Source organism: Achromobacter sp. EG18 (assembly GCF_059759395.1).
The window spans coordinates 6,098,727-6,121,315 of the sequence record NZ_CM186213.1 but is presented as its reverse complement, the minus strand read 5'-3'; the positions used below and the strand labels follow the sequence as shown (position 1 = coordinate 6,121,315).

Genomic DNA, 22,589 nt, shown 5'->3' with positions numbered 1-22,589 from the left:
CGTTCAGATATGGCGGCGCGTCTGCACCACGCGGAAGCGGTTGGACACGTAGGCCGAGTCGGACAGCGCCGCATTGGCCGCCGGATTGGCGCCGGTGCCGTGGAAGTCGCTGAATGCCGCGGTCTGGTTGACGAACACAGCGCCGGTCAGGTTCAGCGACAGCGACACGCCGGACTCTTCCGCCGCGTCCTGCACCTGCTCGGCCACTTCGTTGCTGGTGGTGTAGGCCGACAGCGACAGCGCGCCGTGCTCGATCACGCTGTCGCGCGCGATCTGGATGCTGTGGGCGGTGGAATCGGTGGCGACCACGAAGGCGATCGGGCCGAACCATTCCTGGCTGATGGCGGGGTTGCCGGCCTCGGCGCGCAGCAGCAGCGGCGTGCGCACGCGGGCGTTCTCGAACTGCGGGTGCGTCAGCGTCTTGCTGTCGGCCACCACCGGCAGGCCCAACGCGCGGGCCTTCTCGATGCGTTCGACGATGCCTTCGTTCTGGATCGCGCCGGTCAGCTCGACGGCCTTGGCGGCGTCGGCGCCGAGCTTGTCGACCGCGGCGCCCAGGGCGGCGGCGACCTCATCGAAGCTGACGCGGCCTTCCGGCGTCTGGATGCCGTCGCGCGGCACGTAGATGTTCTGCGGCGCCGTGCACATCTGGCCCGAATACAACGCCAGCGAGAACGCCAGGTTGCGCGCCACGCCCTTCAGGTCGGCGGCCGAGTCGATGATGACCTGGTTGACGCCGGCCTTCTCGGTGTAGACCAGCGCCTGGCGGGCGTTGTTCTCCAGCCAGTCGCCGTTGGCGGTGCTGCCGGTGAAGTCGATGATCTTGACGGCGGGGTCCAGCGCCAGCTGGCGCGCGGTGTCTTCCTCGGCGGTATGCGCGGCCAGCAGCACCACGTCCGGATCGAAGCCGGCTTCGTGCAGTACTTCGCGCGCCACCTTGACGGTCAGCGCCAGCGGCAGGATCGCGCCCGGGTGCGGCTTGACGATGACGGTATTGCCGGTGGCCAGGCTGGCGAACAGGCCGGGGTAGCCGTTCCAGGTCGGGAAGGTCGAGCAGCCGATCACCAGCGCCACGCCGCGCGGCACCACGGTGAAGTGCTTTTCCATGCGGATGGGGTCGTTCTTACCCTGCGGCTTTTCCCAGATGGCGACGCCAGGAATGCGCGACATTTCCTGCCAGGCGTAGGCCACGGCCTCGAAGCCGCGGTCCTGCGCATGCGGGCCGCCGGCCTGGAAGGCCATCATGAAGCCCTGGCCGGTGGTGTGCTGCACCGCGTAGGCCATTTCGAAGCTGAGCTTGTTCAGGCGCGCCAGGATTTCCAGCGACACGCCCACCCAGGCCTGCGGGCCGGCGCGGCGCCAGTCCTGCAGCGCGCGCTTGGAGGCGGCCACCAACTTGGCGGCCGGCACGTGCGGATAGGTGATGCCCAGGTCGAAGCCGTAGGGCGACTTTTCGCCGCCGACGGTGCCGTCGGCGTCGTGCAGGTTCAGCGGGAACGGCTTGCCGCGTAGCGCCTCGAAGGCGGCGCGGCCGTCGTCATTGGCGGTCTCGCCATAGTTGCGCGGGCTGGGCGACTCGGCGAACGGGCTCCAGTAGCCGCGCAGCGCGGCGGCGGCCAGGGCTTGTTCCAGCAGGGGCTGATGGCGTTCGAAGAATTTCTGGGACACTGCGTCTCTCCAAATGGAATGGGGGTCTGACTGGCGCGCGCCGGGTCAGGTTTCCTGGTCGAAGTCGATCACCAGGCGGTCGCTGACCGGAAAGCTCTGGCAGCTCAGGATAAAGCCTCGGGCCACTTCGTAGTCTTCCAGGGCGAAATTGGCGTCCATGTCCACTTCGCCCTCGACCACCTTGCAGCGGCAGGTGGAACACACCCCGCCCTTGCACGAATACGGCAGCTCGATGCCTTGCGCCAGCGCCGAATCCAGCACGCTGTCTTTGTTCTTGTCGATCACGAACTTGCGGCTGTGGCCGTCCTGCACCACGGTCACCTCGCACTGGCCCTTGCCGGGCGCCTGGCGGGCGTCCTGCCCCGTGCGCAACGCGCGCGGCCCCTTCGGGGCGCCGAACAGTTCGAACTTGATGTTCGCCTTCGGGATGCCGCGGGCCTGCAGCCGCTCGACCACGCTCTCGGTCATGGTCTGCGGACCGCAGACAAAAGCGTAGTCGATATCCTCGGGACTCATCCAGGCCGACATCAGCTGGTCGACCTTGTCGCCGTCCAGGCGGCCGTTGAACAGCTCGATGTCCTGGGTTTCGCGGCTCATGACGTAGACCAGCGAGAAGCGGTCCATGTACAGGTTCTTCAGGTCCTCGATCTCTTCGCGGAACAGCACGGCCGACGAGGCGCGGTTGCCGAAGAAAAGCGTGAACTTGCTGTTCGGCTCGGTCGACAGCGCGGTCTTGACCAGCGAGAACACCGGCGTGATGCCGCTGCCCACCGCGAATGCCACGTAGTGGCGCTGGTTTTCCGGCGCGAAGTCGACGGTGAAGTTGCCGGCCGGCGCCATCACTTCCAGCGTCTGGCCCGGCTGCAGCTCGTGGTTGGCCCAGCTCGAGAAAACGCCCTCGTCGACCTTCTTGATCGCCACGCGCAGCAGCTTGTCGCGCGGCGCCGAACAGATCGAATAGGAACGGCGCAGTTCCTCGCCGTTGAGCTGCGTGCGCAGCGTCAGGTATTGGCCGGGCTGGAAGGCGAATTCATCGACCAGCGTCTCGGGCAGGTCGAACGTCACGACCACCGCGTCGCGCGTGTTGCGCGCCACCGAGGCCACTTTCAGGGGGTGGAATTGGTTCAGGCTCATTCTCGAAACCACTCTCAGTGAGTCTTGAAGTAATCGAACGGCTCGCGGCAGCTGACGCAGCGGTACAGCGCCTTGCACGAGGTCGATCCGAAGTTGCTGACCAGGCGCGTGTCGCGCGAGCCGCAGCGCGGGCACTCGATGGCGGGCCCGGCACTGCGCCGGCTGATGCCCGAGATGTCGATGGCCTGTTGCGCGGGCGCGGCGATGCCGTAGTCCTTGAGCGCGGCGCGGCCCTTCTCGCTCATCCAGTCGGTGGTCCAGGCGGGCGACAGGCGCGTCTCGACGCGCACCTCGCCAATGCCGTGGCGCGCCAGCACCTGGCGGATGTCTTCGGTGATTTCGCGCATCGCGGGGCAGCCGGAGTAGGTCGGCGTGATGACGACGACACAGGCGTCGCCGTCCCAGGACACGTCCCGCACCACGCCCAGGTCCACCACCGACAGCACGGGGATCTCCGGATCGGGGACCTCCTGCAGCCAGGCGTAGACCTGTTCGATGGACACGGGCGCGACGGCGTTCACCACTTGGCTCCCGGATAGGCGCGCGGCAGGTACTGCATTTCCGCCAGCACGTAGCCCAGTTCCTCGGTGTGCCGGCCCTGGCGGCCGCCACGGTGGGCCGGATGGTTTGCGGCCGCGGAGTCCGGCACGGTCAGCGTGGCTTCCTCCAGCACTTCGCGCACATGCTGTTCCCAGGGCGCGCGCAGCGCGGCCAGCTCACAGCCGATGCCGCGCGCCGCCATGTCCTGGTCGATCGCGTCGTCGGTGAACAGTTCGCCGGTGAAGCGCCAGGCGTCGTCGATCGCCGCCTGCATCCTGGCGTGGCTGGTCTCGGTGCCATCGCCCAGGCGCACCACCATGTCCGACGAACGGCGCACGTGGTAGGTCACTTCCTTGAGCGACTTGGCGGCGATGCCGGCCACGCGCTCGTCCGACGATTGCGCCAGGCGCTGCAAGAGGAAGTAGTGCCACACATCGAACAGGAACTGGCGCGCCATGGTGTCGGCATAGTTGCCGTTGGGCCGTTCGACCAGCAGCGCATTGTGGAACTGATGGGCATCGCGCAGATAGGCCAGCGCGTCTTCGTCGCGGCCGGCGCCTTCGACCTCGCCGGCCAGCGTCAGCCACATGCGGGCCTGGCCCAGCAGGTCGAGCGCGGTGTTGGTCAGCGCCAGGTCCTCTTCCAGGATCGGGCCGTGGCCGGTCCAGGCGCCCAGCCGCTGCGACAGGATCAGCGTGGTATCGCCCAGGCGCAGCAGGTATTCGAAGAAAGTCTTGTCCATGTCTCCCCCGCCGCCTTACATGTGCTTGATTTCTTCAGGCATCGGAAAGAACGTGGGATGCCGGTAGACCTTGCTGTTGGCCGGCTCGAACAAGGGATCCTTGTCGCCCGGGCTGCTGGCGGAAATGTCGGAAGCCCGCACCACCCAGATGCTCAGGCCTTCGTTGCGGCGGGTGTAGACGTCGCGGGCGTGGTTGATCGCCATTTCGGCGTCGGGCGCGTGCAGGCTGCCGACGTGCTTGTGCGCCAGGCCGTGCTGGCTGCGGATGAACACTTCCCACAGAGGCCAGTCTTTGCTCATGATGGATATCCTCGGATGCCGGGCGCGCGTGGCGCCCCGGGTATTGGATGAGTAAGGAGTTGGAAGGCCGGGCGCCGCCCGGCCAGGACTCAGGCCGCCTTGCGCTCGGCCTGCTTGTCGGCGTAGGCGACCAGCGCCTCGCGCACCCAGGCGCCGTCTTCGTGCGCCTTGACGCGCGCCGCCAGGCGTTCGCGGTTGCATGGGCCATTGCCCTTGAGCACGGCGTAGAACTCGCTCCAGTCGATCTCGCCGAAGTCATAGTGGCCGCGCTCGGCGTTCCACTTCAGTTCGGGATCAGGAATGGTCAGGCCCAGGTATTCGGCCTGCGGCACGGTCTGGTCGACCATCTTCTGGCGCAGCTCGTCGTTGGAGAAGAGCTTGATCTTCCAGGCCATCGACTGGGCGCTGTTGGGAGAGTCGGCATCCGACGGGCCGAACATCATGAGGGCCGGCCACCACCAGCGGTTCAGCGAGTCCTGCACCATCGCCTTCTGTTCGGGCGTGCCGTGCAGGCACATCTGCATCAGCAGGTCGTAGCCCTGGCGCTGGTGGAAGGACTCCTCCTTACAGACGCGCACCATGGCGCGGGCGTAGGGGCCGTAGGAGCAACGGCACAGCGGGATCTGGTTGATGATGGCCGAGCCGTCGACCAGCCAGCCGATCATGCCGATGTCGGCCCAGCTGAGCGTGGGGTAATTGAAGATGCTGGAGTACTTGGCGCGGCCGGCGTGCAGGTCGTCGATCAGGTCGTCGCGCGATACGCCCAGGGTTTCGGCGGCGCTGTACAGGTAGAGGCCGTGGCCGGCTTCGTCCTGCACCTTGGCCAGCAGGATGGCCTTGCGCTTGAGCGACGGAGCGCGGGTGATCCAGTTGCCTTCCGGCAGCATGCCGACGATTTCGGAGTGCGCGTGCTGCGAGATCTGGCGCACCAGGGTCTTGCGGTAGGCCTCGGGCATCCAGTCCTTGGCCTCGATCCGCACGCCATCGTCGATGCGGCGCTGGAACGTCTGTTCGCGGCCTTCGAGCTGGTCCGCGGTCTTGACCTGCTTGACGCCGGTTTCGACGAGTTGAGCGTACATGGTTGTCTCCTTGAGACGGTTTGCGATAGCGCAAAGCGAACGCCGCGCAGTGCCGTCATGTCATAGGCGGATTATTTAATACAAAAAAACCATTGTCAAACTCAAATCTGTATCACATTGGATTTATGTATCATATCCAGGATCCCGATATCGGCCCCTTGCGGCCCCCCTTATGGCAAACCCTCATTCGCCCCTGGACCGTTACCTGTCACGCCTCATCAAGAGCGATCCGCCGCGCGCCAAATCGCTCTGCGTCAGCCTGCTGGGCGACGCCCTTGCGCCGCACGGCGGCGCCATCTGGCTCGGCGACCTGATTGAGTTGCTGGCCCCGCTGGGCATCAACGAACGGCTGCTGCGCACCAGCGTGTTCCGGCTGGTGGCGCAGAACTGGCTGCAGTCCGAACGCCACGGCCGGCGCAGCCTCTACCTGATTTCCGAGCAGGGCCTGCGCCACACGGCGCACGCCTCGCAGCGCATCTACGTCGGCGCGCCGCGGGAATGGAACGGGGAATGGACGCTGGTGGCGCTGCCTCGCACCGGCAACGGGCTGGCCGAGCGCGCGGAGCTGCGCCGCGAGCTGGTCTGGGAAGGGTTCGGGATGATCGCGCCGGGGCTGTTCGCCCATCCGCACACCGAGGCCCGCGCGGCCCATGACATCCTGGAAAAGCTGGGCATTCCGGACAAGGCGCTGGTGCTGTCGGCGCGCGATCTGGCCGGCGCCGGCGGCCTGCCGATAGCCAGCCTGGCCTCGCAGTGCTGGAACCTGGACGATGTCGCCGAGCAATACCGCCAGTTCAGCCGCAATTTCGGCCCGCTGGAAAAACTGCTGGAAGCCCCGCCCTCGCCTTCGGACGCCTTCATCGCGCGCGTCATGCTGCTGCACAATTGGCGTCGGATCGTGCTGCACGATCCGCAATTGCCCGGCCCGATGCTGCCCGACAACTGGCCGGGCCACGCGGCCCGCGAGATCTGCGGCCGCATCTACTGGCGGGTGTTCGACGCCTCGGAAGCGCACCTGAACGCCCTGGCCGGCCGCGACAATGAAAGATACCGCCCGCTGGCCGCGGACATCGCGGCGCGCTTCGGCGGCCGGCCAGCCTGAAACCGGCCGTTCAGGCGTCGCCGTCCGCCGCTATTGCCACGCCCAGCGTATCCAGATGTGATTCCCCCACGGCCTGCGCGGCCCCCGGTTGCAGCAGCCCCCGGGCCCGCGCGATGAAGGACAAGGTCCAACGCGCACGGATCGGCCGCCCCAGCGCCGCGCCAATATCGGCGTCGATGCCGCTGGGCACGTCCAGCGCCAGCACCGGCGCCCTCCAGTCGTTGACGGCGTCCACCAGCGCCTGCCAGAAGGCATCCAGCGGCCTATTCAGGCCAATGCCGAACAGGCCGTCGAGCACCAGTTCCGGCACCTCCAGCGAGTCGAGCGCGTCCAGGGACACCCCACCCGCCGCGCTCCAGCCGGCGTAGGCGCGGGCAGCATCGGCCGGCATTCCCCCGGCGCCCTTGGGCAGCACGACTCGCACGTCGTATCCCATTTCACGCAGCCGCGTGGCCGCCTCAAGGGCATCGCCGCCATTGTTGCCGGGACCGGCCAACGCCAGCACCGTGGCGCCGGGCGGCAACCGCGCCGCCACGAAACGCGCGGCGGCCGCGCCCGCCAGCGGCATCAGCCGCCGGCCCTCGGCCAGGGCCTGACGTTCAGCGGCCCGGATCCGGGCAACGGATTGGGAGGACGGCATGACGGCTCGCGGGAATATGGCGCCGCCGGTCGGCGGCGATCCGCTACACCTTCAGGAAGTGCTCGCGGTAGTACTTCAGTTCGTCGATCGATTCATAGATGTCGGCCAGCGCCTCGTGGCGGCTCTTCTTCTCGAACCCCTTGTACACGGCCGGCGCCCAGCGGCGCGCCAGTTCCTTGAGCGTGCTGACGTCCAGGTTGCGGTAATGAAAGAACTGTTCCAGGCGCGGCATGTAAGCAAACATGAACCGGCGGTCCTGGCTGATGGTGTTGCCGCACAGCGGCGACTTGCCGGCCGGCACGTGCTGCGCGAGAAACGCCAACAGCGTATCCTCTGCCTGCGCTTCGGAAATCGTCGAGGCGCGCACCTTGTCGATCAGGCCACTTTTGCCGTGGGTGGATTTGTTCCAGTTGTCCATGGCGTCGAGCAGGCTGTCGGACTGGTGCACCACCAGCACGGGGCCTTCGGCGACCACGGTCAGATCGGCCTCGGTGACCACCACGGCGACCTCGATGATGCGTTCTTTTTCAGGGTCCAGGCCGGTCATTTCCATGTCCAGCCAAACCAGGCGATTTTCGTTCACAGCCATATAATTTGCCTATAAAACACGCGATTTTCCAGTACGCGATTTTCGCACATCCCCACTTGAGCCAGCCGCATCGCCCATGTTCACACTGCTGTTCGTTGCCTTCCTGCTGACCGATATCGCCGTGCGCATGTGGCTGGCCAGCCGCCAGATCCGCCACGTGGCGCGCCATCGCGACCAGGTGCCGCCGGAATTCTCCCACCGGATCGGCCTGGCCAGCCACCAGCGCGCGGCCGACTATACGGTGGCGCGGGTCAGGCTGGGCATGTTCGAACGCACCTATGATGCCATCTTGCTGATCTGCCTGACCTTGATGGGCGGCCTGCAGGTCATCGACCTCTGGGTGGGCCAGCTCACCGACAACGACTTCCTGCGCCAGATGCTGTTGCTGGTGGCGGTGGCGCTGCTGCTGGGCCTGCTGGGCCTGCCCTTCACGCTGTGGCGGCAGTTCAAGCTGGAGGCGCGCTTCGGTTTCAACCGCATGACGCCCGAACTGTTCATCTCGGACGCAGCCAAGGGCCTGCTGGTGGCGGCGGTGCTGGGGCTGCCCCTGGCGGCCGCCGTGCTGTGGCTGATGGGCAGCGCGGGGCAGTATTGGTGGGTCTGGGCCTGGGCGCTATGGACCGCATTCAACCTGGCGCTGCTCATCGTCTATCCGATGTTCATCGCGCCGCTGTTCAACAAATTCACGCCGTTGTCCGATCCGGAACTGGCCGGCCGCATCCAGCGCCTGGCGCAGCGCTGCGGCTTCGCGCTCAACGGCCTGTTCGTGATGGACGGCTCGCGCCGCTCGGCCCACGGCAACGCCTATTTCACCGGTTTCGGCCGTTCGCGCCGCATCGTGTTCTTCGACACGCTGCTGGCGCGCCTGAACGCCGACGAGATCGAAGCCGTGCTGGCGCACGAACTGGGCCACTTCGCCAAGCGCCACATCATCAAGCGCATCGTCTTCAGCTTCGCGGCGGCCCTGGTATTTTTCGCCATCCTGGGCTGGGTCGCGCAGCAACCCTGGTTCTACGTGGGCCTGGGCGTACTGCCCCAGCTGGGCGGTCGCAACGACGCGATGGCCCTGCTGCTGTTCTTCCTGGCCATTCCCGTCTTCACTTTCATCTTCACGCCGCTGGCCAGCTGGTACTCGCGCCGCGACGAGTTCGAGGCCGATCGCTACGCGGCCGAACAGAGCTCGCCGGACCGCCTGGTATCGGCCCTGGTCAAGCTCTACGACGACAACGCCGCCACCCTGACTCCCGATCCCGTGCACTCCGCCTTCTACGACAGCCACCCCCCCGCCGCCGTGCGCATCCGCCACCTGACGGCGCCCGCGGCATGAGCATGAACGATCGCAACAAGGCCGCCTTCCAGGAAGCGCCCAAGACGGGCGCGCATGGTGATGCCGCCAACGAAGGCCGCATCATCGCGGCGCATGGCCGCCACTACACCGTCGAGCTGGCCGACGGCAGCCTGCGCAAGTGCTTCCCGCGCGGCAAGAAGGCCGGCGCCGCCGTCGGCGACCGCGTCCGCATCACGCGCCAGGGCCAGGACGAGGGCGCCATCGATGCAATCCTGCCGCGCCGCAATCTGCTGTACCGCTCCGATGAAATGCGGTCCAAGCAGTTCGCCTCGAACGTCGACCAGTTGCTGATCGTGGTCGCGGTGCAGCCGACCTTCTCCGACGACCTCACCGGCCGCGCGCTGGCAGGCGCCTGGAGCGCCGGTATCGAACCGCTGATCATCCTGAACAAGACGGACATCGTCGACGCGCTACCCGCCGCCCGCGCCCGCCTGGCGCCGATTGCCGCGCTGGGCGTGGACATCATCGAACTGAGCGCGCTCGAACCCGAAAAGGTTCACACCCTGCTGGCGCCGCGCCTGGCCGGCCGCACCAACCTGCTGCTGGGACAAAGCGGCATGGGCAAGTCGACGCTGCTGAACGCGCTGGTGCCGGACGCCGCGGCGCCCACCCGGGAACACTCGACGGCGCTGGACATGGGCAAGCACACCACCACCAGCACCCGCCTCTATCACCTGCCCGCGCCCGGGGGAGACCTGATCGACTCGCCCGGCTTCCAGGCCTTCGGCCTGCAGCACCTGAGCCGCGAAGACATCATCCGCGGCTTCCCGGAATTCACCAAGCCGATCGAGTCGTGCCGTTTCTACAACTGCACCCATCGCCACGAGCCCGGTTGCGGCGTGGTCGCGGCGCTGGACGCGGGCGCGATCGACCCGGCGCGCTACGCGCTGTACCTGCGCATCCTGGACGAGAACCTGGCGGGACAACAACGGTATTGAAGCCGCTGGTTGGCAGGTCCCGGCACGGCTCTCAACGCGGCTCGAAGCCGTTGCGCAACAGGTGATAAAGGTTGCGCAGCATGCCGGCCGTGGCGCCCCAGATGAAGTGCCGGCCATACGGCATGCCGTAATAGTGACGCACCCGGCCGTCCTCCAGCCGCGCCTCGTACAAACGGTGATTGGCCGGATCCATCAGGAACGACAGCGGCACTTCGAACACCTCGGCGACTTCGAACGCATCCGGCGCCAGCTGGAAGCCGGGCGTAACCAAAGACACGACCGGGATGATGGAGAATCCGGTGGCGGTCAGGTACGGGGGCATGCTGCCCAGCACCTCGACGTGGTTGGCCGGCAGTCCGGTTTCCTCCTGCGCCTCGCGCAGCGCCGCGGCGACCGGCGTCGCATCGCTGGTCTCGATACGGCCGCCCGGAAAACTGATCTGGCCGGCATGGTCGTGCAGGTGCGCGGCGCGCTGGGTCAGCATGATGTGCACGCCATCGTCGCGCGTCACCAGCGGAATCAGCACGGCCGCGGGAACCGGCGCGCCTTCGCGGCCGGGATAGCGCAGGTCATTGTCGCGCGACGACTCCAGCGTCCAGGTGGACGGCTGGCTGAGCGTGCCGCGCAGCAGGTCGGGCGTCAGCAGGCCGGCCGGCACCGCCGGCAGGGAATCGTTGGCGACCACCCAGGGTTGCGACGCCGGGTCGAACCCGGGGCGCGCCAGCGGCCGGCGCGGCCGCGCAGAAGACGAGGAATCAGACATTCGGCTTTTCAAAAAGAAAAAGGCACCCTCGCAGGTGCCTTTTTAACCCGGAAACCCGTGCCGAACGAAAACGCTGGATGGCGTGTGCGTCCGACACTGGTAGGGCCGTGTGCCGATAAGCGATCAAGCCGCCGAGGCTTGCTTGCTGACCAGCTTTTCCTTGATACGCGCCGACTTGCCCGAGCGGTTGCGCAGGTAGTACAGCTTGGCGCGGCGCACGTCGCCGCGGCGCTTGACTTCGATGCCGGCGATTTGCGGCGAGTACAGCTGGAACGTACGTTCCACGGCTTCACCCGACGAAATCTTGCGCACGGTGAACGCGGAGTTCAGGCCGCGGTTGCGCTTGGCGATCACGACGCCTTCGAAGGCCTGCACGCGCTTGCGGGTGCCTTCAACGACGTTCACGCTCACGATGACGGTGTCACCAGGAGCAAATTCAGGCTTGGCTTGACCGCCGGTCAGGCGGGCAATCTCTTCCTGTTCCAGGATAGCGATAAGGTTCATTGAGAACTCCTAGATCATCATGCCTTTGCGGACTAAAGCGCTTTGCCGTTCGATGTTGTTCGGGCCGGGGCTGAAAAACCGCGCCTGGCCGTGTACCGCAAGCAGAGGATGAGATTTGGCAAACCAATGATTCTACACCAAAATTTGCCCGGTGCCTCAGGTAACATGACGCCCTGCCCGCGGGTTTGCGGTACCCTAGCGGTTTATGTAACAAACACGTCATAAGACGCTGTTCCCCCCATGTCGTACTCGTCCCTGTTATTGGTCGTCCTGGCGGCGATGGCCCACGCAACGTGGAATCTGCTCGCCAAGCGCGCGGCCATGGTGGGCGCTCCATTCGTCTTCGCCTACGGGCTGTGCGCCTCGGTGCTGTATGCGCCATGGGTGGTATGGGTGCTGTTGCATGACGGCATGACGTGGACCTGGCCGGTAGTCGGCGCGATCCTGACCTCCAGCCTGTTGCATCTGGGCTACAGCCTGTGCCTGCAGCGCGGGTACCAGGTGGCGGACCTGTCGGTGGTCTATCCCATTGCGCGCGGCACCGGCCCCCTGCTTTCGACCACCGGCGCCTTCCTGCTGCTGAGGGAGCCCGCCACCGGCACCGGCATTGCCGGCATGCTGTGCGTGGTGATCGGGGTGTTGCTGATCGCCACCCAGGGGCGGCTGTCGATCTTCCGCAATCCGCAGGCCTGGGTCGGCGTGCGCTGGGGCATGGTGATCGGCCTGTTCATTGCCGCCTATACCGTGGTGGATGCCTATGGCGTAAAGGTGCTGCTGATCAGCCCGGTGCTGTTCGACTGGTTCACCTGTGTCACCCGCACCGCCATGATGACGCCGCACATGCTGAACCGCCGGGCCCAGGCCTGGGAATCGATGCGCGGCCATTGGCGCCTGGCCCTGGCGGTGGGATTGCTGTCACCGCTGGGGTACATCCTGGTGCTCTACGCGCTGCGCAATGGCGCACCGCTGAGCCTGGTGGCGCCGGCCCGCGAAATGTCGATGATGCTGGGCACCTTGGCCGGAATGTTCCTGCTGCGGGAAAAGGTCGGCCCCGGCAGGCTTGCAGGCTGTCTGTCGATCCTGGCGGGCGTGATACTGCTTGGCTCGACCTGAGCCTTCGCCGGCCCCGTGGCGGGCCGGCGGCGAAGGTATCGCCCTGCGCCCGGGTGCCGGCCCGGGCGGCGGCGAGTCCTTCAGAAGCCGCCGGCCACGCCCAGCCACATGAGGGCGGGAATCATCGCGCCCCAGGCCAACACCAGCACCACGTCCAGCACCATGCTCTTCACGCTGACCTGATCCGACACCGGCTCGACCGTGGCATTGCCCAGGCTGCGCTCGCGCGGGCCACGGACGACGGACGCGCCAGCTTCGGCGGCCGGGGGGAACGGCCATTTGCCAGGCAGGGCGCGCTCACGCTTGCGTGGCTCGGTCTCGACGGGCGCCGTCGCGGCAGTGCCGACAGGCAACGCCAGATCCACCGTCGCCGCGCCAGCCGCCCGGCCCGTCGCCGCGCCGGACCAAGGCGTGGCCAGCCCCGAAAAACGGGCGCCAAGGGCCCTGACGCGTTGAGCGGCACGGCGCAGCGGCGTGAGGGAAACGGCGGCGAGATCATCCGGCAGGACGGAAAGTTGAGCGGTGTTCATGGGGAACTCCTTTAACGCGATCAAGAACCGCGGCACGACGCCACGGCGGCAACCCGGGCAAGCCGCGGGTCAGTCGAACAACGACAGCTGGCCGGCGACCATGGCGCGCAACTGGCGCGCACCGCGCCCGTAGGCGCCGGCCGCCGGCGCGGCACTGGCAAAAGGGACCCCTGAAGACGCTTTCGCGCCAGCCGGGGATGGAAAAACGGGGATATCAGCCATATTGGCGCCCGGGCCGAACAAGGCGGCGGATGCGCCAACCGGCGCAGGCGGCTGGAAGCGGTCGCAGTCGAGCGCCAGGCGATGGCGGTTCAGGCCCAGCTTGCGGGTGGCCACGGCAAAGCGCTGGCGCAGCAGGTCGGCCCAGATGCCGGTGCCGCGCATGCGCGAACCGAAGTTGGGATCGTTGCGGCGGCCGTTGCGCAGGTCTTCGATGCGGTGCAGCACGCGCTGGGCGCGGTCGGGGTAATGGGCGTTGAGCCAGTCCTCGAACAGGGTTTTGACTTCCCAGGGCAGGCGGATGACGGTGTAGCTGGCGTAGTGCGCGCCCGCCGCCTTCGATTCCTGCAGGATGTGTTCCATGGCGTCATCGTTGATGAACGGGATCACGGGCGCCACCAGCACGCCGACCGGCACCCCGGCGGCGGTGAGGTTGCGCACGGCCTCCAGGCGGCGCCAGGGGGCCGCGGCGCGCGGCTCCAGCGTGCGGGCCATGCCGGCGTCGAGCGTGGTGATGCTCATGTAGACGACCACCAGGTTCTGTTCGGCCAACGCCGCCAGGAGGTCGAGGTCGCGCGCCACCAGGGCGTTCTTGGTGACGATGGTGACTGGGTGGCGGGTTTCGAGCATCAGCTCGAGCATGCCGCGCGTCAGGCGCCAGTCGCGCTCGATGGGCTGGTAGGCGTCGGTGGCCGACCCGATGTTGATGGGCGACGGCTTGTAACCCGGGCGGCTGATTTCCGCCCGCAGCGCCTCTACCGCGTTGGCCTTGGCCACCAGCCGCGTCTCGAAGTCGAGGCCGGGGGAGTAGCCCAGGTAGGAATGGGTCGGGCGGGCATAGCAATAGACGCAGCCATGCTCGCAGCCACGGTAGGGATTGACGGCGACGTCGAAGGGGATATCGGGCGAATCGTTGCGCGACAGGATCTTGCGAGCCTCTTCGGCCGTGACGGTGGTCTTGGGCGCGGCGGGTGCCCGGCGGTCGTCGGGCAGGATGGGGATGACGGCGGCCGCAGGCGTAACGGCGGCATCGGCCTGGTCTACCAGGCCGAGCGTGTCGGACGCGCCATCGGGAGAATTATTGGGGACAGCGTCGACGAAATCTACCGGGAGGCCCGAAGCGGACCAGCCATCGTCGACCTGCACGCGGTCATCTTTCTGGAAGCGATGCCGAACATTAGTAACCGCACCCCGACCGCGCAAGGCGGCGGGGGCGGCAGCCGGGGACCCAGAACCGGCGGGAAAAGAATGATCGGTGCGTGCCATGAAAACTACTGTACAAAAACACAGTGGTTTTGACAAGCACCAAAAGCCTTTCCGTAAGACAGCCCCACTTTACCGCAAGACGAAGACGGCGTCCGGAGAATTCGATTTCATCTTGCGATATCGCCCGGAAACCCGCGCCAGCTTTGGGTTTGGAATAAAAACAACACCATAGAAACAAGCTCGGCCGAGGCGTTTCCGCCCCGGCTTGCGGTTTACCGCAGCATGCCCGCCGCCGCGGTCTGATGCGTGGCTTCGTCGATCAGGATGAATGCCCCGGTGGCGGGTACATCCGCATATCGATCGATCGCCAACGACTCGCGCGTGGTGAACGTGACGCGGCCGATGTCGTTCATGCGCAGCGTGCCTTCGGTGTTCTCCACTTCCTGCAATTCATGGATGTCGCGATGCGTGAGCACCGCGCGGATCTTCGCCGACGTCAGGCGCGTACCGTGCTTGAGCAAATACTTGCGCGCCGGGTTGAGCGCCTGCGCGTCGAGCCAGCACAGCTCGGCCTCGAACTCGCGCGCCACCTGCGCCGGCGCCGATGCATGCACGATCACGTCGCCACGCGACACGTCGACATCGCGGTCGAGCACCAGCGTGACCGAATCGCCCGCCACCGCTTCATCCAGCGCGCGATCGAACAGCCGCACCTCCTGCACGCGCGCGGTCACGCCCGACGGCTGCACCGCGATCTCGTCACCCGGACGCAGCACGCCGCTGGCAATGCGGCCCGCGTAGCCGCGGAAATCATCCTTGAGGCTGCCGTCGTGGCGCGCCACCCATTGCACCGGAAAGCGCAGCGGCCCGGCGCGGCCATCGGCCGCCAGATCGAGCGATTCCAGCAGCGTCAGCAGCGGCTGGCCCGTGTACCAGGGCGTCTTGTCCGACAACGTCACCACGTTGTCGCCGTTCAGCGCCGACAACGGCAGCGCGTCGAAGTGCGCGATGCCGAGCTTGCCCGCCAGGTCGGCGTAGGCATCGCGGATGCGGTCGAACACGGCGGGGTCCCAGTCCACCAGGTCCATCTTGTTGACCGCCACCACGATGTGGCGGATGCCGAGCAGGCGCGCAATGGTGCTATGGCGCTTGGTCTGCGGCAGCAGCTTGCCGTCGGCCGCGCGCGTGGCGTCGATCAGGATCACCGCCACGTCGGCGGTGGACGCGCCGGTGACCATGTTGCGGGTGTACTGCTCGTGGCCGGGCGCGTCGGCGATGATGAACTTGCGCGCCGGCGTCGAGAAATAGCGGTAGGCCACGTCGATCGTGATGCCCTGCTCACGCTCGGCTTCCAGGCCGTCGGTCAGCAGCGAAAAATCGATGGCGCCCTCGGCCACGCGCTTGTACTTGGCGCGCGAGATGGCGTCGAGCTGGTCGGCGAACACGCCCTTGCTGTCATACAGCAGGCGGCCGATCAGCGTTGATTTGCCGTCGTCGACCGACCCCGCGGTGATCAGGCGCAGCACGCCCGTGTCGGCGCCGGAAAGAAAAGAATCGTTTACTGCGTTCATATGCGTCCCCTGTGGGCCGGGCTGGCGCCGGCCGCTCATGCAATCAGAAATAGCCTTCCTTCTTGCGGCGCTCCATCGAGGCCTCGGAAGTCTGGTCATCCATGCGCGTGGCGCCGCGCTCGGTGATGTCGGTGACCGCGGTCTCGGCGATGATGGCGGCGGTATCGGCCGCCTCCGAGGCCACCGGGCAGGTGCAGGAAATGTCGCCCACCGTGCGGAAACGCACCGACAGGCGCTCGACCGTATCGCCGTCCTGCGGCGGCGTCAGGCGCGTCACCGGCACCAACAGGCCCTTGCGCCGCACCACCTCGCGCTGGTGGCTGAAGTAGATCGACGGCAGCGCCAGCCGTTCGCGCTGGATGTACTGCCAGACGTCCAGCTCGGTCCAGTTGGAGATCGGAAATACCCGCATGTTCTCGCCGCGGTGCACCTTGGTGTTGAACAGGTTCCACAGTTCCGGGCGCTGGGCCTTGGGGTCCCACTGGCCGAACTCGTCGCGGAACGAGAAGATGCGCTCCTTGGCGCGCGCCTTTTCCTCGTCGCGGCGGGCGCCGCCGATGCAGGCGTCGAAGCCGAATTCCTCGATCGCCTCCAGCAGCGTCACGGCCTGCGCCGCGTTGCGCGAATCGGTCTCGCGCCGCAGCACCACGCTGCCGCGCTTGATCGAGTCTTCCACGCTGCGCACGATCAGGGTCTCGCCCAGCTCGGCGGCGCGGGCGTCGCGAAAGGCAATGACCTCGTCGAAGTTGTGGCCGGTGTCGATGTGCATCAGCGGGAACGGAAAGCGTCCCGGGCGGAAGGCCTTTTCGGCCAGGCGCAACAGCACCACCGAGTCCTTGCCGCCCGAAAACAGCAGCACGGGTTTCTCGCTTTCGGCGGCCACCTCGCGCAGGATGAAGATGGCTTCGGATTCCAGCCAGTCCAGGTGGCTGCGTTGGATCACTGCGGACATGAACATTCCCCTAAAACGGATTTCTGATGGGTGGCGGCGTCAGTCGCGGGGAGCCGCGACGATGCCGATGACCCGGTTGCCTGCGTGCAGGCCGCATTCCTTGGAATCCGACGACTCCCACCACCAGCGCCCCGCGCGCAGGTCTTCGCCCGGGCGGATGGCGCGGGTACAGGGTTCGCAGCCGATGGACGGATAGCCCTGGTCGTGTAGCGGGTTGTACGGAATGCCGAGGGCGCGGATCACGCCCCAGACGTCCGCTTCGCTCCATTCGGCCAGCGGGTTGAACTTGTAGAGCCCGAAAGTGGCGTCGTCTTCTTCCAGGTGCAGCTCGCCGCGCGTGGCCGACTGTGCCCGCCGCTGCCCGGTGATCCAGGCGCCGCGCCCGGCCAACGCGCGCTTGAGCGGCTCGACCTTGCGCATTTGGCAACAGGCCTTGCGCAGTTCGACGCTTTCGTAGAAGGCATAGGCGCCATGCTCGGCCACGTGGCGTTCGACCGCGTCGCCGTCGGGCCGGTACACGGTGACCTCGCGCCCATAGCGCTCGCGCACCGCGTCCAGCACACCCAGCGTTTCCGCGTGCAGCCGGCCGGTGTCGAGCGTGAAGACTTCCAGGCTCAGGCCGGCGCTGTAGATGGCGTGCGTCAACACCATGTCCTCGGCCGCCAGCGACGACGCCAGTGCCGCATCGGGATAGCGCCGCTGGATGTCGGCCAGCCGCGCCTGCAGTTCGTCCCAGCGTGCTGCCAGGACCGGCTCCAGGCCGGTATCGAGTGCGGCCGCCGTCATGCTTGCACCGCGAAGATACGGGCGCGGCGCGGGCGGGCCAGCAGCACGTCGCCATCGCGCAGGCCGAGCTCCCGGTACAGGTGCTCGGGCACCTCGGCCTCGATGACGGCGTCGGAATCCTCGCTGGCCAGTTCCAGGTAGGCACTGGGGCCGGCCAGGTAGGCATGGGACAGGCGCACCGGAATGCCGGCGGCGCCGGCCCGATAGCGCTCGATGTCGAATTCGTGCGGCCGCACATAGGCGGTGGCGCGCTGCGCCTCGGCCTGCGCCAGTTCGGGCGCCGGCAACGACAGGCCCACCCCTTCCCAGACGCCGCGGCTGGCCACGCCCTGCAACTGGTTGACGTCGCCCAGAAAGCCATAGACGAAGGGCGTGGCCGGCCCTTCCCAGACTTCGCGCGGCGTGCCGACCTGTTCGATCTTGCCGGCATTCATCAGCACCACGCGGTCGGCCACCTCCAACGCCTCTTCCTGGTCGTGCGTGACGAACACGCTGGCCACGTTCAGCTCGTCGTGCAGGCGGCGCAGCCAGCGCCGCAGTTCCTTGCGCACCTTGGCATCGAGCGCGCCGAAAGGCTCGTCCAGCAACAGCACGCGTGGCTCCACCGCCAACGCGCGCGCCAGGGCGATGCGCTGGCGCTGGCCGCCCGACAGCTGCGCCGGGTAGCGGTCCGCCAGCCAGTCCAGTTGCACCAGATTGAGCAGGTCATGCACCTTGCGCCGGATCTGCTCTTCCGGCGGCCGCTGCGAACGGTGCTTGACGCGCAACCCGAAGGCGACGTTCTCGAACACCGTCATGTGCTTGAACAGCGCGTAGTGCTGGAACACGAAGCCGACCTGGCGCTGGCGCACGTCCACCGCGGTGGCGTCCTCGCCGGCGAACAGCACGCTGCCCGTGTCGGCCGACTCCAGCCCGGCGATGATGCGCAGCAGCGTGGTCTTGCCACAGCCCGAAGGCCCCAGCAGCGCCACCAGCTCGCCCGTCTCGATGTGCAGCGAAACGTCGTTGAGCGCCCGGAACTGGCCGAAGCGCTTGGAAAGATTGCGTACTTCGATACTCATGCTTGTCTCCGTCTGGCCGGCCGCGTCAGGCGACGGCCGGCTTGATGGCCGTCGCGGGCCCGGGATACTCGACCGGCAGCTCCGCCGCCTTCAGGTAGCGCGCGTTGCGCCACTCGATCACGTTCTTGGCCACCAGCGTCACCAACGCCAGCAGCGCCAGCAGCGAGGCCACCGCGAACGCCGCCGAATACTGGTATTCGTTGTAGAGAATCTCCACGTGCAGGGTCATGGTGTTGGTCAGGCCGCGGATCTGGCCCGACACCACCGAGACCGCGCCGAACTCGCCCATGGCGCGCGCATTGCAGAGAATGGCGCCGTACAGCAGGCCCCACTTGATGTTGGGCAGCGTCACGCGCCAGAAGATCTGCCAGCCGCTCGCGCCCAGCGTCAGCGCGGCCTGCTCTTCCTCGCTGCCCTGCGCCTGCATCAGGGGGATCAGCTCGCGCGCGACGAAGGGGAAGGTCACGAACAGCGAGGCCAGGATGATGCCCGGCACGGCATAGACGATCTTCAGGTCGTGCGCCTGCAGCCAGTCGCCGAACCAGCCCTGCGTGCCGAACAGCAGCACGAACACCAGGCCGGCCACCACCGGCGACACCGAGAACGGCAGGTCGATCAGCGTGATCAGGAACTGCTTGCCGCGGAACTGGAACTTGGTGATGGCCCAGGCGGCGGCCACGCCGAACACCAGGTTGACCGGCAGCGCGATCGCCGCCACCACCAGCGTCAGGCGGATCGCGGCCAGCGCATCGGGCTCGACAATGGCCTCCAGGTACAGCTGCCAGCCCTTGCGGAAAGCCTCGTAGAACACCGCGGCCAGCGGCACCAGCAGGAACAGTGCCAGAAAACCCAGCGCCAGGAACAGCAGGATGCCGCGCACCCAGCGCGGCTCGGTCAGGTGGGCGGGACGGTCAACAAAGCTCATGCCTGTCTCCCGAGGCCACGACGGGCCTGCCAGCCCTGCAGCAGATTGATGACGAAAAGCAGCACGAACGACAGCACCAGCATCACGGTGGCGATGGCGGCGGCGCCGGCATAGTCGAACTGCTCCAGCTTGGCGATGATCAGCAGCGGCGTGATCTCGGACACCATCGGCATGTTGCCGGCAATGAAGACCACCGAACCGTACTCGCCCACCGCGCGGGCGAACGCCAGCGCGAAGCCGGTCATCAGCGCCGGCACCAGGCTCGGCAGCAGCACGCGGCGGATCGTCTGCCAGCGGTCCGCGCCGAGGCTGGCGGCGGCCTCCTCGATTTCACGCTCGATGTCTTCCAGCACCGGCTGCACCGTGCGCACCACGAACGGCACGCCGATGAAAATCAGCGCGATCACGATGCCCAGCGGCGTGAACGCGACCTTCAGGCCGAACCAGTTCGCCAGCGGCGCGCCCAGCCAGCCCTTTTCCGCGTACAGCGCGGTCAGGGCGATGCCGGCCACGGCGGTGGGCAGCGCGAACGGCAGGTCCACCAGCGCGTCCAGGATCTTCTTGCCCGGAAAGCGGTAGCGCACCAGCACCCAGGCCACGATGGTGCCGAACACCAGGTTCACCAGCGCCGCCAGCAGCGAGGCGCCGAAGGTGAGCTGATACGACGCCAGCACCCGTGGCGCCGTCACCGCGTCCCAGAAGCCCTGCCAGCCCAGCGAGGCGCTCTTGATCGGCAGCGCCGCCAGGGGAATCAACACGAGCACGCTCAGGTACAGCACCGCGTAGCCCATGGAAATGCCGAAACCGGGCAGCACGCCCGGGCTGTTGCGCCGAACGGCAAAAGGCGCCCGCGCGCCCTTTGCCGTCGGAATCGAGGCTGAAGTCATGGCCGTCGTCCGCTGCTTGTCCGCTTACTTCTTCTGCGGCTGGTAGATCTGGTCGAAGGTGCCGCCGTCGCTGAAGTGGTCCTTCTGCGCCTTGCGCCAGCCGCCGAAGATCTTGTCGTCGATGGTCACCAGCTTGACCTTGGGGAACTTGCTTTCGTACTTGGCGGCCACGGTCTTGTCGATCGGCCGGTAGTAGTTCTTGGCGATGATTTCCTGGGCCGCCGGGGTGTAGAGGAATTCCAGGTAGGCCTGGGCCGCGGCGCGGGTGCCCTTCTTGTCGACGATCTTGTCGACGATGGCCACGGGCGGCTCGGCCAGGATCGACAGCGACGGCACCACGATGTCGAACTTGTCCGGACCCAATTCTTCCAGCGCCAGGAAGGCCTCGTTCTCCCACGCCAGCAGCACGTCGCCGACGCCGCGTTCGACGAAGGTGGTGGTGGCGCCGCGGGCGCCGGTATCCAGCACCGGCACGTGCTTGAGCAGGTCGCCGACGTAGGCGCGCGCCTTGTCTTCGCTGCCGCCGTTCTTTTCCAGCGCGTAGGCCCAGGCAGCCAAGTAGTTCCAGCGGGCGCCGCCCGAGGTCTTGGGGTTGGGCGTGATCACCTGTACGCCGTCCTTGACCAGGTCGTCCCAGTCCTTGATGTGCTTGGGATTGCCCTTGCGCACCAGGAACACGATGGTCGAGGTGTAGGGCGAGCTGTTCTGCGGCAGGCGCGCCTGCCAGTTTTCGGGCAGGAGGCCGCGGTCGGCGATGGCATCGATGTCGTAGGCCAGCGCCAGCGTCACCACGTCGGCTTCCAGGCCGTCGATGACCGAGCGCGCCTGGCGGCCGGAACCGCCGTGCGACTGGCGGATGGTCAGGTCGACGTTGGCCTTTTCCTTGTATTGCTTGATGAAGGCGTCGTCGATGGCGCGGTACAGCTCGCGCGTCGGATCATAGGACACGTTCAACAGCGTCTGCTTCTGCTGCGCCTGCGCCGGCGCGATCGCGGCAAGAGACATCGTCACTGCGGCCAAGGCGGCCAACCATCCGGCTTTCCTGAAAGACATTCCTTGCTCCCTTCGCGTGTTTGGCAATGTGGAAGCAAGTGTGCCGGCGGCCTGTTCTGAACGGAACGAATCATTCTTTGATTGCTCATCGCTTCCAGGCATATAGCGCGCCCGCCGCAAGGCGTGAAAAAGCCGCGCATTCCCAGGGAATACGCGGCTTTGCTGGCGCTTTTTCGGGCGCCGTCCGGACGGGCGGCGCTGGCCGCCCCATAAACGGATTTCTTATTTACTTATTCGGCTGGGGCGTAATGCGCAGGTATGGACGCACCGCCTTGTAGCCCTTGGGGAACTTCTGCTTGATCACGGCTTCGTCCTGCAGCGACGGCACGATGATGACGTCGTCGCCATCTTCCCAGTTGACCGGCGTGGCCACGCTGTGGCTGTCGGTAAGCTGCAGCGAGTCGATGACGCGCAGGATCTCGTTGAAGTTGCGGCCGGTGCTGGCGGGGTACGTGATGATCAGGCGCACCTTCTTGTTCGGGTCGATGATGAAGACCGAGCGCACCGTCAGCGTGGCGTTGGCGTTGGGGTGGATCATGTCGTACAGCTCGGACACCTTGCGGTCCTTGTCGGCCAGGATCGGGAAATTGACCTTGGTCGACTGGGTGTCGTTGATGTCCTCGATCCACTTGGTGTGCGAGTCGGCGCCGTCCACCGACAGCGCCAGCACTTTCACGTTGCGCTTGGCGAATTCGTCGGCCAGCTTGGCGGTGTAGCCCAGTTCGGTGGTGCAGACGGGCGTGAAGTCGGCCGGATGCGAGAACAGCACGCCCCAGCTATTGCCCAGATACTCATGGAAACGGATCGGGCCGGCGGAGGATTCCTGCTCGAAATCGGGCGCGGTGTCGCCCAGGCGTAGATGGCTCATGGTGTCTCCTGCTTGCGGACTCGGGTTGCGGAATCGACCGGCCGCCCTGTCCGGCGGCCGGCTGGAAAAAC

General features: G+C 66.8%; 24 protein-coding genes. 4 read left to right on the top strand and 20 right to left on the bottom strand.

The features are described 5' to 3' along the window. Positions 1-3: 3 nt before the first annotated feature. The 6 genes from paaN to paaA form a co-directional block, all read right to left on the bottom strand. Positions 4-1,668 carry a phenylacetic acid degradation protein PaaN gene (paaN, locus tag AC6CR5_RS28140; protein ID WP_498085105.1) on the bottom strand — a complete coding sequence of 555 codons (1,665 nt, stop codon included), beginning with the start codon at positions 1,666-1,668 and terminating at the stop codon, positions 4-6. Positions 1,669-1,713: 45 nt separating this feature from the next. Beyond that, a complete protein-coding gene (paaE, locus tag AC6CR5_RS28135; RefSeq protein WP_150101569.1) occupies positions 1,714-2,802 on the bottom strand; it encodes a 1,2-phenylacetyl-CoA epoxidase subunit PaaE in 1,089 nt (362 codons plus the stop codon). Between the two features lie 14 nt (positions 2,803-2,816). After that, positions 2,817-3,326, bottom strand: coding sequence for a 1,2-phenylacetyl-CoA epoxidase subunit PaaD (paaD, locus tag AC6CR5_RS28130; protein WP_370445613.1), 510 nt, complete (start codon positions 3,324-3,326; stop codon positions 2,817-2,819). Next, on the bottom strand, positions 3,320-4,084 hold the full coding sequence (gene paaC, locus AC6CR5_RS28125) for a 1,2-phenylacetyl-CoA epoxidase subunit PaaC (protein WP_020924565.1): 765 nt from the start codon (positions 4,082-4,084) through the stop codon (positions 3,320-3,322). Before paaC ends, paaD begins: the two co-directional genes overlap by 7 nt. Before the next feature lie 15 nt (positions 4,085-4,099). Then, positions 4,100-4,384, bottom strand: coding sequence for a 1,2-phenylacetyl-CoA epoxidase subunit PaaB (paaB, locus tag AC6CR5_RS28120; protein WP_006388300.1), 285 nt, complete (start codon positions 4,382-4,384; stop codon positions 4,100-4,102). Positions 4,385-4,473: 89 nt separating this feature from the next. After that, complete coding sequence (paaA, locus tag AC6CR5_RS28115) at positions 4,474-5,463, bottom strand: 1,2-phenylacetyl-CoA epoxidase subunit PaaA (RefSeq protein WP_006388299.1); 990 nt, start codon at positions 5,461-5,463, stop codon at positions 4,474-4,476. 172 nt (positions 5,464-5,635) lie between these two features. Here paaA and paaX point away from each other — a divergent pair, with 172 nt between their 5' ends. After that, positions 5,636-6,565, top strand: a complete 930-nt coding sequence (paaX, locus tag AC6CR5_RS28110; protein ID WP_498085104.1) for a phenylacetic acid degradation operon negative regulatory protein PaaX — start codon at positions 5,636-5,638, stop codon at positions 6,563-6,565. A 10-nt stretch (positions 6,566-6,575) separates the two neighbouring features. Here the strand turns inward: paaX and AC6CR5_RS28105 are convergent, their stop codons facing one another. Both AC6CR5_RS28105 and orn read right to left on the bottom strand, forming a co-directional pair. Beyond that, complete coding sequence (locus AC6CR5_RS28105; RefSeq protein WP_498085103.1) at positions 6,576-7,205, bottom strand: NAD(P)H-hydrate epimerase; 630 nt, start codon at positions 7,203-7,205, stop codon at positions 6,576-6,578. Between the two features lie 43 nt (positions 7,206-7,248). Continuing rightward, the gene (gene orn / locus AC6CR5_RS28100) at positions 7,249-7,794 is read right to left on the bottom strand and encodes an oligoribonuclease (protein ID WP_026382789.1); all 546 of its coding nucleotides are present in this window, start codon (positions 7,792-7,794) and stop codon (positions 7,249-7,251) included. Between the two features lie 76 nt (positions 7,795-7,870). On the opposite strand from orn, the gene AC6CR5_RS28095 reads away from it, so the two are divergent. Then, positions 7,871-9,121: a M48 family metallopeptidase gene (locus tag AC6CR5_RS28095; protein WP_047992271.1), complete on the top strand. Its 1,251-nt coding sequence runs from the start codon at positions 7,871-7,873 to the stop codon at positions 9,119-9,121. Continuing rightward, positions 9,118-10,080 carry a ribosome small subunit-dependent GTPase A gene (gene rsgA, locus AC6CR5_RS28090; RefSeq protein ID WP_081322314.1) on the top strand — a complete coding sequence of 321 codons (963 nt, stop codon included), beginning with the start codon at positions 9,118-9,120 and terminating at the stop codon, positions 10,078-10,080. Before AC6CR5_RS28095 ends, rsgA begins: the two co-directional genes overlap by 4 nt. 31 nt (positions 10,081-10,111) lie before the next feature. Here rsgA and AC6CR5_RS28085 read toward each other — a convergent pair whose 3' ends face one another. Next, positions 10,112-10,843: a CoA pyrophosphatase gene (locus tag AC6CR5_RS28085; RefSeq protein WP_498085102.1), complete on the bottom strand. Its 732-nt coding sequence runs from the start codon at positions 10,841-10,843 to the stop codon at positions 10,112-10,114. Positions 10,844-10,966: 123 nt separating this feature from the next. Beyond that, on the bottom strand, positions 10,967-11,347 hold the full coding sequence (rplS, locus tag AC6CR5_RS28080) for a 50S ribosomal protein L19 (RefSeq protein ID WP_006218237.1): 381 nt from the start codon (positions 11,345-11,347) through the stop codon (positions 10,967-10,969). A 240-nt stretch (positions 11,348-11,587) separates the two neighbouring features. On the opposite strand from rplS, the gene AC6CR5_RS28075 reads away from it, so the two are divergent. Beyond that, positions 11,588-12,460: an EamA family transporter gene (locus AC6CR5_RS28075; protein ID WP_498085101.1), complete on the top strand. Its 873-nt coding sequence runs from the start codon at positions 11,588-11,590 to the stop codon at positions 12,458-12,460. Between the two features lie 80 nt (positions 12,461-12,540). On the opposite strand, the gene AC6CR5_RS28070 is transcribed toward AC6CR5_RS28075, so the two are convergent. The 10 genes from AC6CR5_RS28070 to AC6CR5_RS28025 form a co-directional block, all read right to left on the bottom strand. Next, positions 12,541-12,990, bottom strand: a complete 450-nt coding sequence (locus tag AC6CR5_RS28070) for a hypothetical protein (RefSeq protein WP_051429048.1) — start codon at positions 12,988-12,990, stop codon at positions 12,541-12,543. A 69-nt stretch (positions 12,991-13,059) separates the two neighbouring features. Further along, the gene (locus tag AC6CR5_RS28065; RefSeq protein WP_047992269.1) at positions 13,060-14,475 is read right to left on the bottom strand and encodes a PA0069 family radical SAM protein; all 1,416 of its coding nucleotides are present in this window, start codon (positions 14,473-14,475) and stop codon (positions 13,060-13,062) included. A gap of 212 nt (positions 14,476-14,687) precedes the next feature. After that, positions 14,688-15,986: a sulfate adenylyltransferase subunit 1 gene (locus tag AC6CR5_RS28060; protein WP_047992268.1), complete on the bottom strand. Its 1,299-nt coding sequence runs from the start codon at positions 15,984-15,986 to the stop codon at positions 14,688-14,690. 43 nt (positions 15,987-16,029) lie between these two features. Further along, positions 16,030-16,938, bottom strand: a complete 909-nt coding sequence (cysD, locus tag AC6CR5_RS28055) for a sulfate adenylyltransferase subunit CysD (protein ID WP_006388288.1) — start codon at positions 16,936-16,938, stop codon at positions 16,030-16,032. Positions 16,939-16,977: 39 nt separating this feature from the next. Continuing rightward, entirely contained in the window at positions 16,978-17,724 is a 747-nt protein-coding gene (locus tag AC6CR5_RS28050; RefSeq protein WP_498085100.1) for a phosphoadenylyl-sulfate reductase, read from the bottom strand. Then, positions 17,721-18,785 carry a sulfate/molybdate ABC transporter ATP-binding protein gene (locus tag AC6CR5_RS28045; protein ID WP_026382784.1) on the bottom strand — a complete coding sequence of 355 codons (1,065 nt, stop codon included), beginning with the start codon at positions 18,783-18,785 and terminating at the stop codon, positions 17,721-17,723. Before AC6CR5_RS28045 ends, AC6CR5_RS28050 begins: the two co-directional genes overlap by 4 nt. Positions 18,786-18,810: 25 nt before the next feature. Next, positions 18,811-19,710, bottom strand: a complete 900-nt coding sequence (gene cysW / locus AC6CR5_RS28040; RefSeq protein WP_006388285.1) for a sulfate ABC transporter permease subunit CysW — start codon at positions 19,708-19,710, stop codon at positions 18,811-18,813. Beyond that, positions 19,707-20,597 (bottom strand): sulfate ABC transporter permease subunit CysT, encoded by an 891-nt coding sequence (gene cysT, locus AC6CR5_RS28035; RefSeq protein WP_047992265.1) that lies wholly within the window; start codon positions 20,595-20,597, stop codon positions 19,707-19,709. Before cysT ends, cysW begins: the two co-directional genes overlap by 4 nt. 24 nt (positions 20,598-20,621) lie before the next feature. Then, positions 20,622-21,650: a sulfate ABC transporter substrate-binding protein gene (locus AC6CR5_RS28030; protein ID WP_045952804.1), complete on the bottom strand. Its 1,029-nt coding sequence runs from the start codon at positions 21,648-21,650 to the stop codon at positions 20,622-20,624. A 226-nt stretch (positions 21,651-21,876) separates the two neighbouring features. Continuing rightward, the gene (locus tag AC6CR5_RS28025; RefSeq protein ID WP_020924580.1) at positions 21,877-22,518 is read right to left on the bottom strand and encodes a peroxiredoxin; all 642 of its coding nucleotides are present in this window, start codon (positions 22,516-22,518) and stop codon (positions 21,877-21,879) included. Positions 22,519-22,589 lie beyond the last annotated feature (71 nt).

Coding starts and splice junctions, on each gene's coding strand:
- paaE (WP_150101569.1), bottom strand. CDS start 2,802: ATGAGCCTGAACCAATTCCACCCCCTGAAAGTGGCCTCGGTGGCGCGC.
- paaC (WP_020924565.1), bottom strand. CDS start 4,084: ATGGACAAGACTTTCTTCGAATACCTGCTGCGCCTGGGCGATACCACG.
- paaB (WP_006388300.1), bottom strand. CDS start 4,384: ATGAGCAAAGACTGGCCTCTGTGGGAAGTGTTCATCCGCAGCCAGCAC.
- paaA (WP_006388299.1), bottom strand. CDS start 5,463: ATGTACGCTCAACTCGTCGAAACCGGCGTCAAGCAGGTCAAGACCGCG.
- paaX (WP_498085104.1), top strand. CDS start 5,636: ATGGCAAACCCTCATTCGCCCCTGGACCGTTACCTGTCACGCCTCATC.
- AC6CR5_RS28105 (WP_498085103.1), bottom strand. CDS start 7,205: ATGCCGTCCTCCCAATCCGTTGCCCGGATCCGGGCCGCTGAACGTCAG.
- orn (WP_026382789.1), bottom strand. CDS start 7,794: ATGGCTGTGAACGAAAATCGCCTGGTTTGGCTGGACATGGAAATGACC.
- AC6CR5_RS28095 (WP_047992271.1), top strand. CDS start 7,871: ATGTTCACACTGCTGTTCGTTGCCTTCCTGCTGACCGATATCGCCGTG.
- rsgA (WP_081322314.1), top strand. CDS start 9,118: ATGAGCATGAACGATCGCAACAAGGCCGCCTTCCAGGAAGCGCCCAAG.
- AC6CR5_RS28085 (WP_498085102.1), bottom strand. CDS start 10,843: ATGTCTGATTCCTCGTCTTCTGCGCGGCCGCGCCGGCCGCTGGCGCGC.
- rplS (WP_006218237.1), bottom strand. CDS start 11,347: ATGAACCTTATCGCTATCCTGGAACAGGAAGAGATTGCCCGCCTGACC.
- AC6CR5_RS28075 (WP_498085101.1), top strand. CDS start 11,588: ATGTCGTACTCGTCCCTGTTATTGGTCGTCCTGGCGGCGATGGCCCAC.
- AC6CR5_RS28070 (WP_051429048.1), bottom strand. CDS start 12,990: ATGAACACCGCTCAACTTTCCGTCCTGCCGGATGATCTCGCCGCCGTT.
- AC6CR5_RS28065 (WP_047992269.1), bottom strand. CDS start 14,475: ATGGCACGCACCGATCATTCTTTTCCCGCCGGTTCTGGGTCCCCGGCT.
- AC6CR5_RS28060 (WP_047992268.1), bottom strand. CDS start 15,986: ATGAACGCAGTAAACGATTCTTTTCTTTCCGGCGCCGACACGGGCGTG.
- cysD (WP_006388288.1), bottom strand. CDS start 16,938: ATGTCCGCAGTGATCCAACGCAGCCACCTGGACTGGCTGGAATCCGAA.
- AC6CR5_RS28050 (WP_498085100.1), bottom strand. CDS start 17,724: ATGACGGCGGCCGCACTCGATACCGGCCTGGAGCCGGTCCTGGCAGCA.
- AC6CR5_RS28045 (WP_026382784.1), bottom strand. CDS start 18,785: ATGAGTATCGAAGTACGCAATCTTTCCAAGCGCTTCGGCCAGTTCCGG.
- cysW (WP_006388285.1), bottom strand. CDS start 19,710: ATGAGCTTTGTTGACCGTCCCGCCCACCTGACCGAGCCGCGCTGGGTG.
- cysT (WP_047992265.1), bottom strand. CDS start 20,597: ATGACTTCAGCCTCGATTCCGACGGCAAAGGGCGCGCGGGCGCCTTTT.
- AC6CR5_RS28030 (WP_045952804.1), bottom strand. CDS start 21,650: ATGTCTTTCAGGAAAGCCGGATGGTTGGCCGCCTTGGCCGCAGTGACG.
- AC6CR5_RS28025 (WP_020924580.1), bottom strand. CDS start 22,518: ATGAGCCATCTACGCCTGGGCGACACCGCGCCCGATTTCGAGCAGGAA.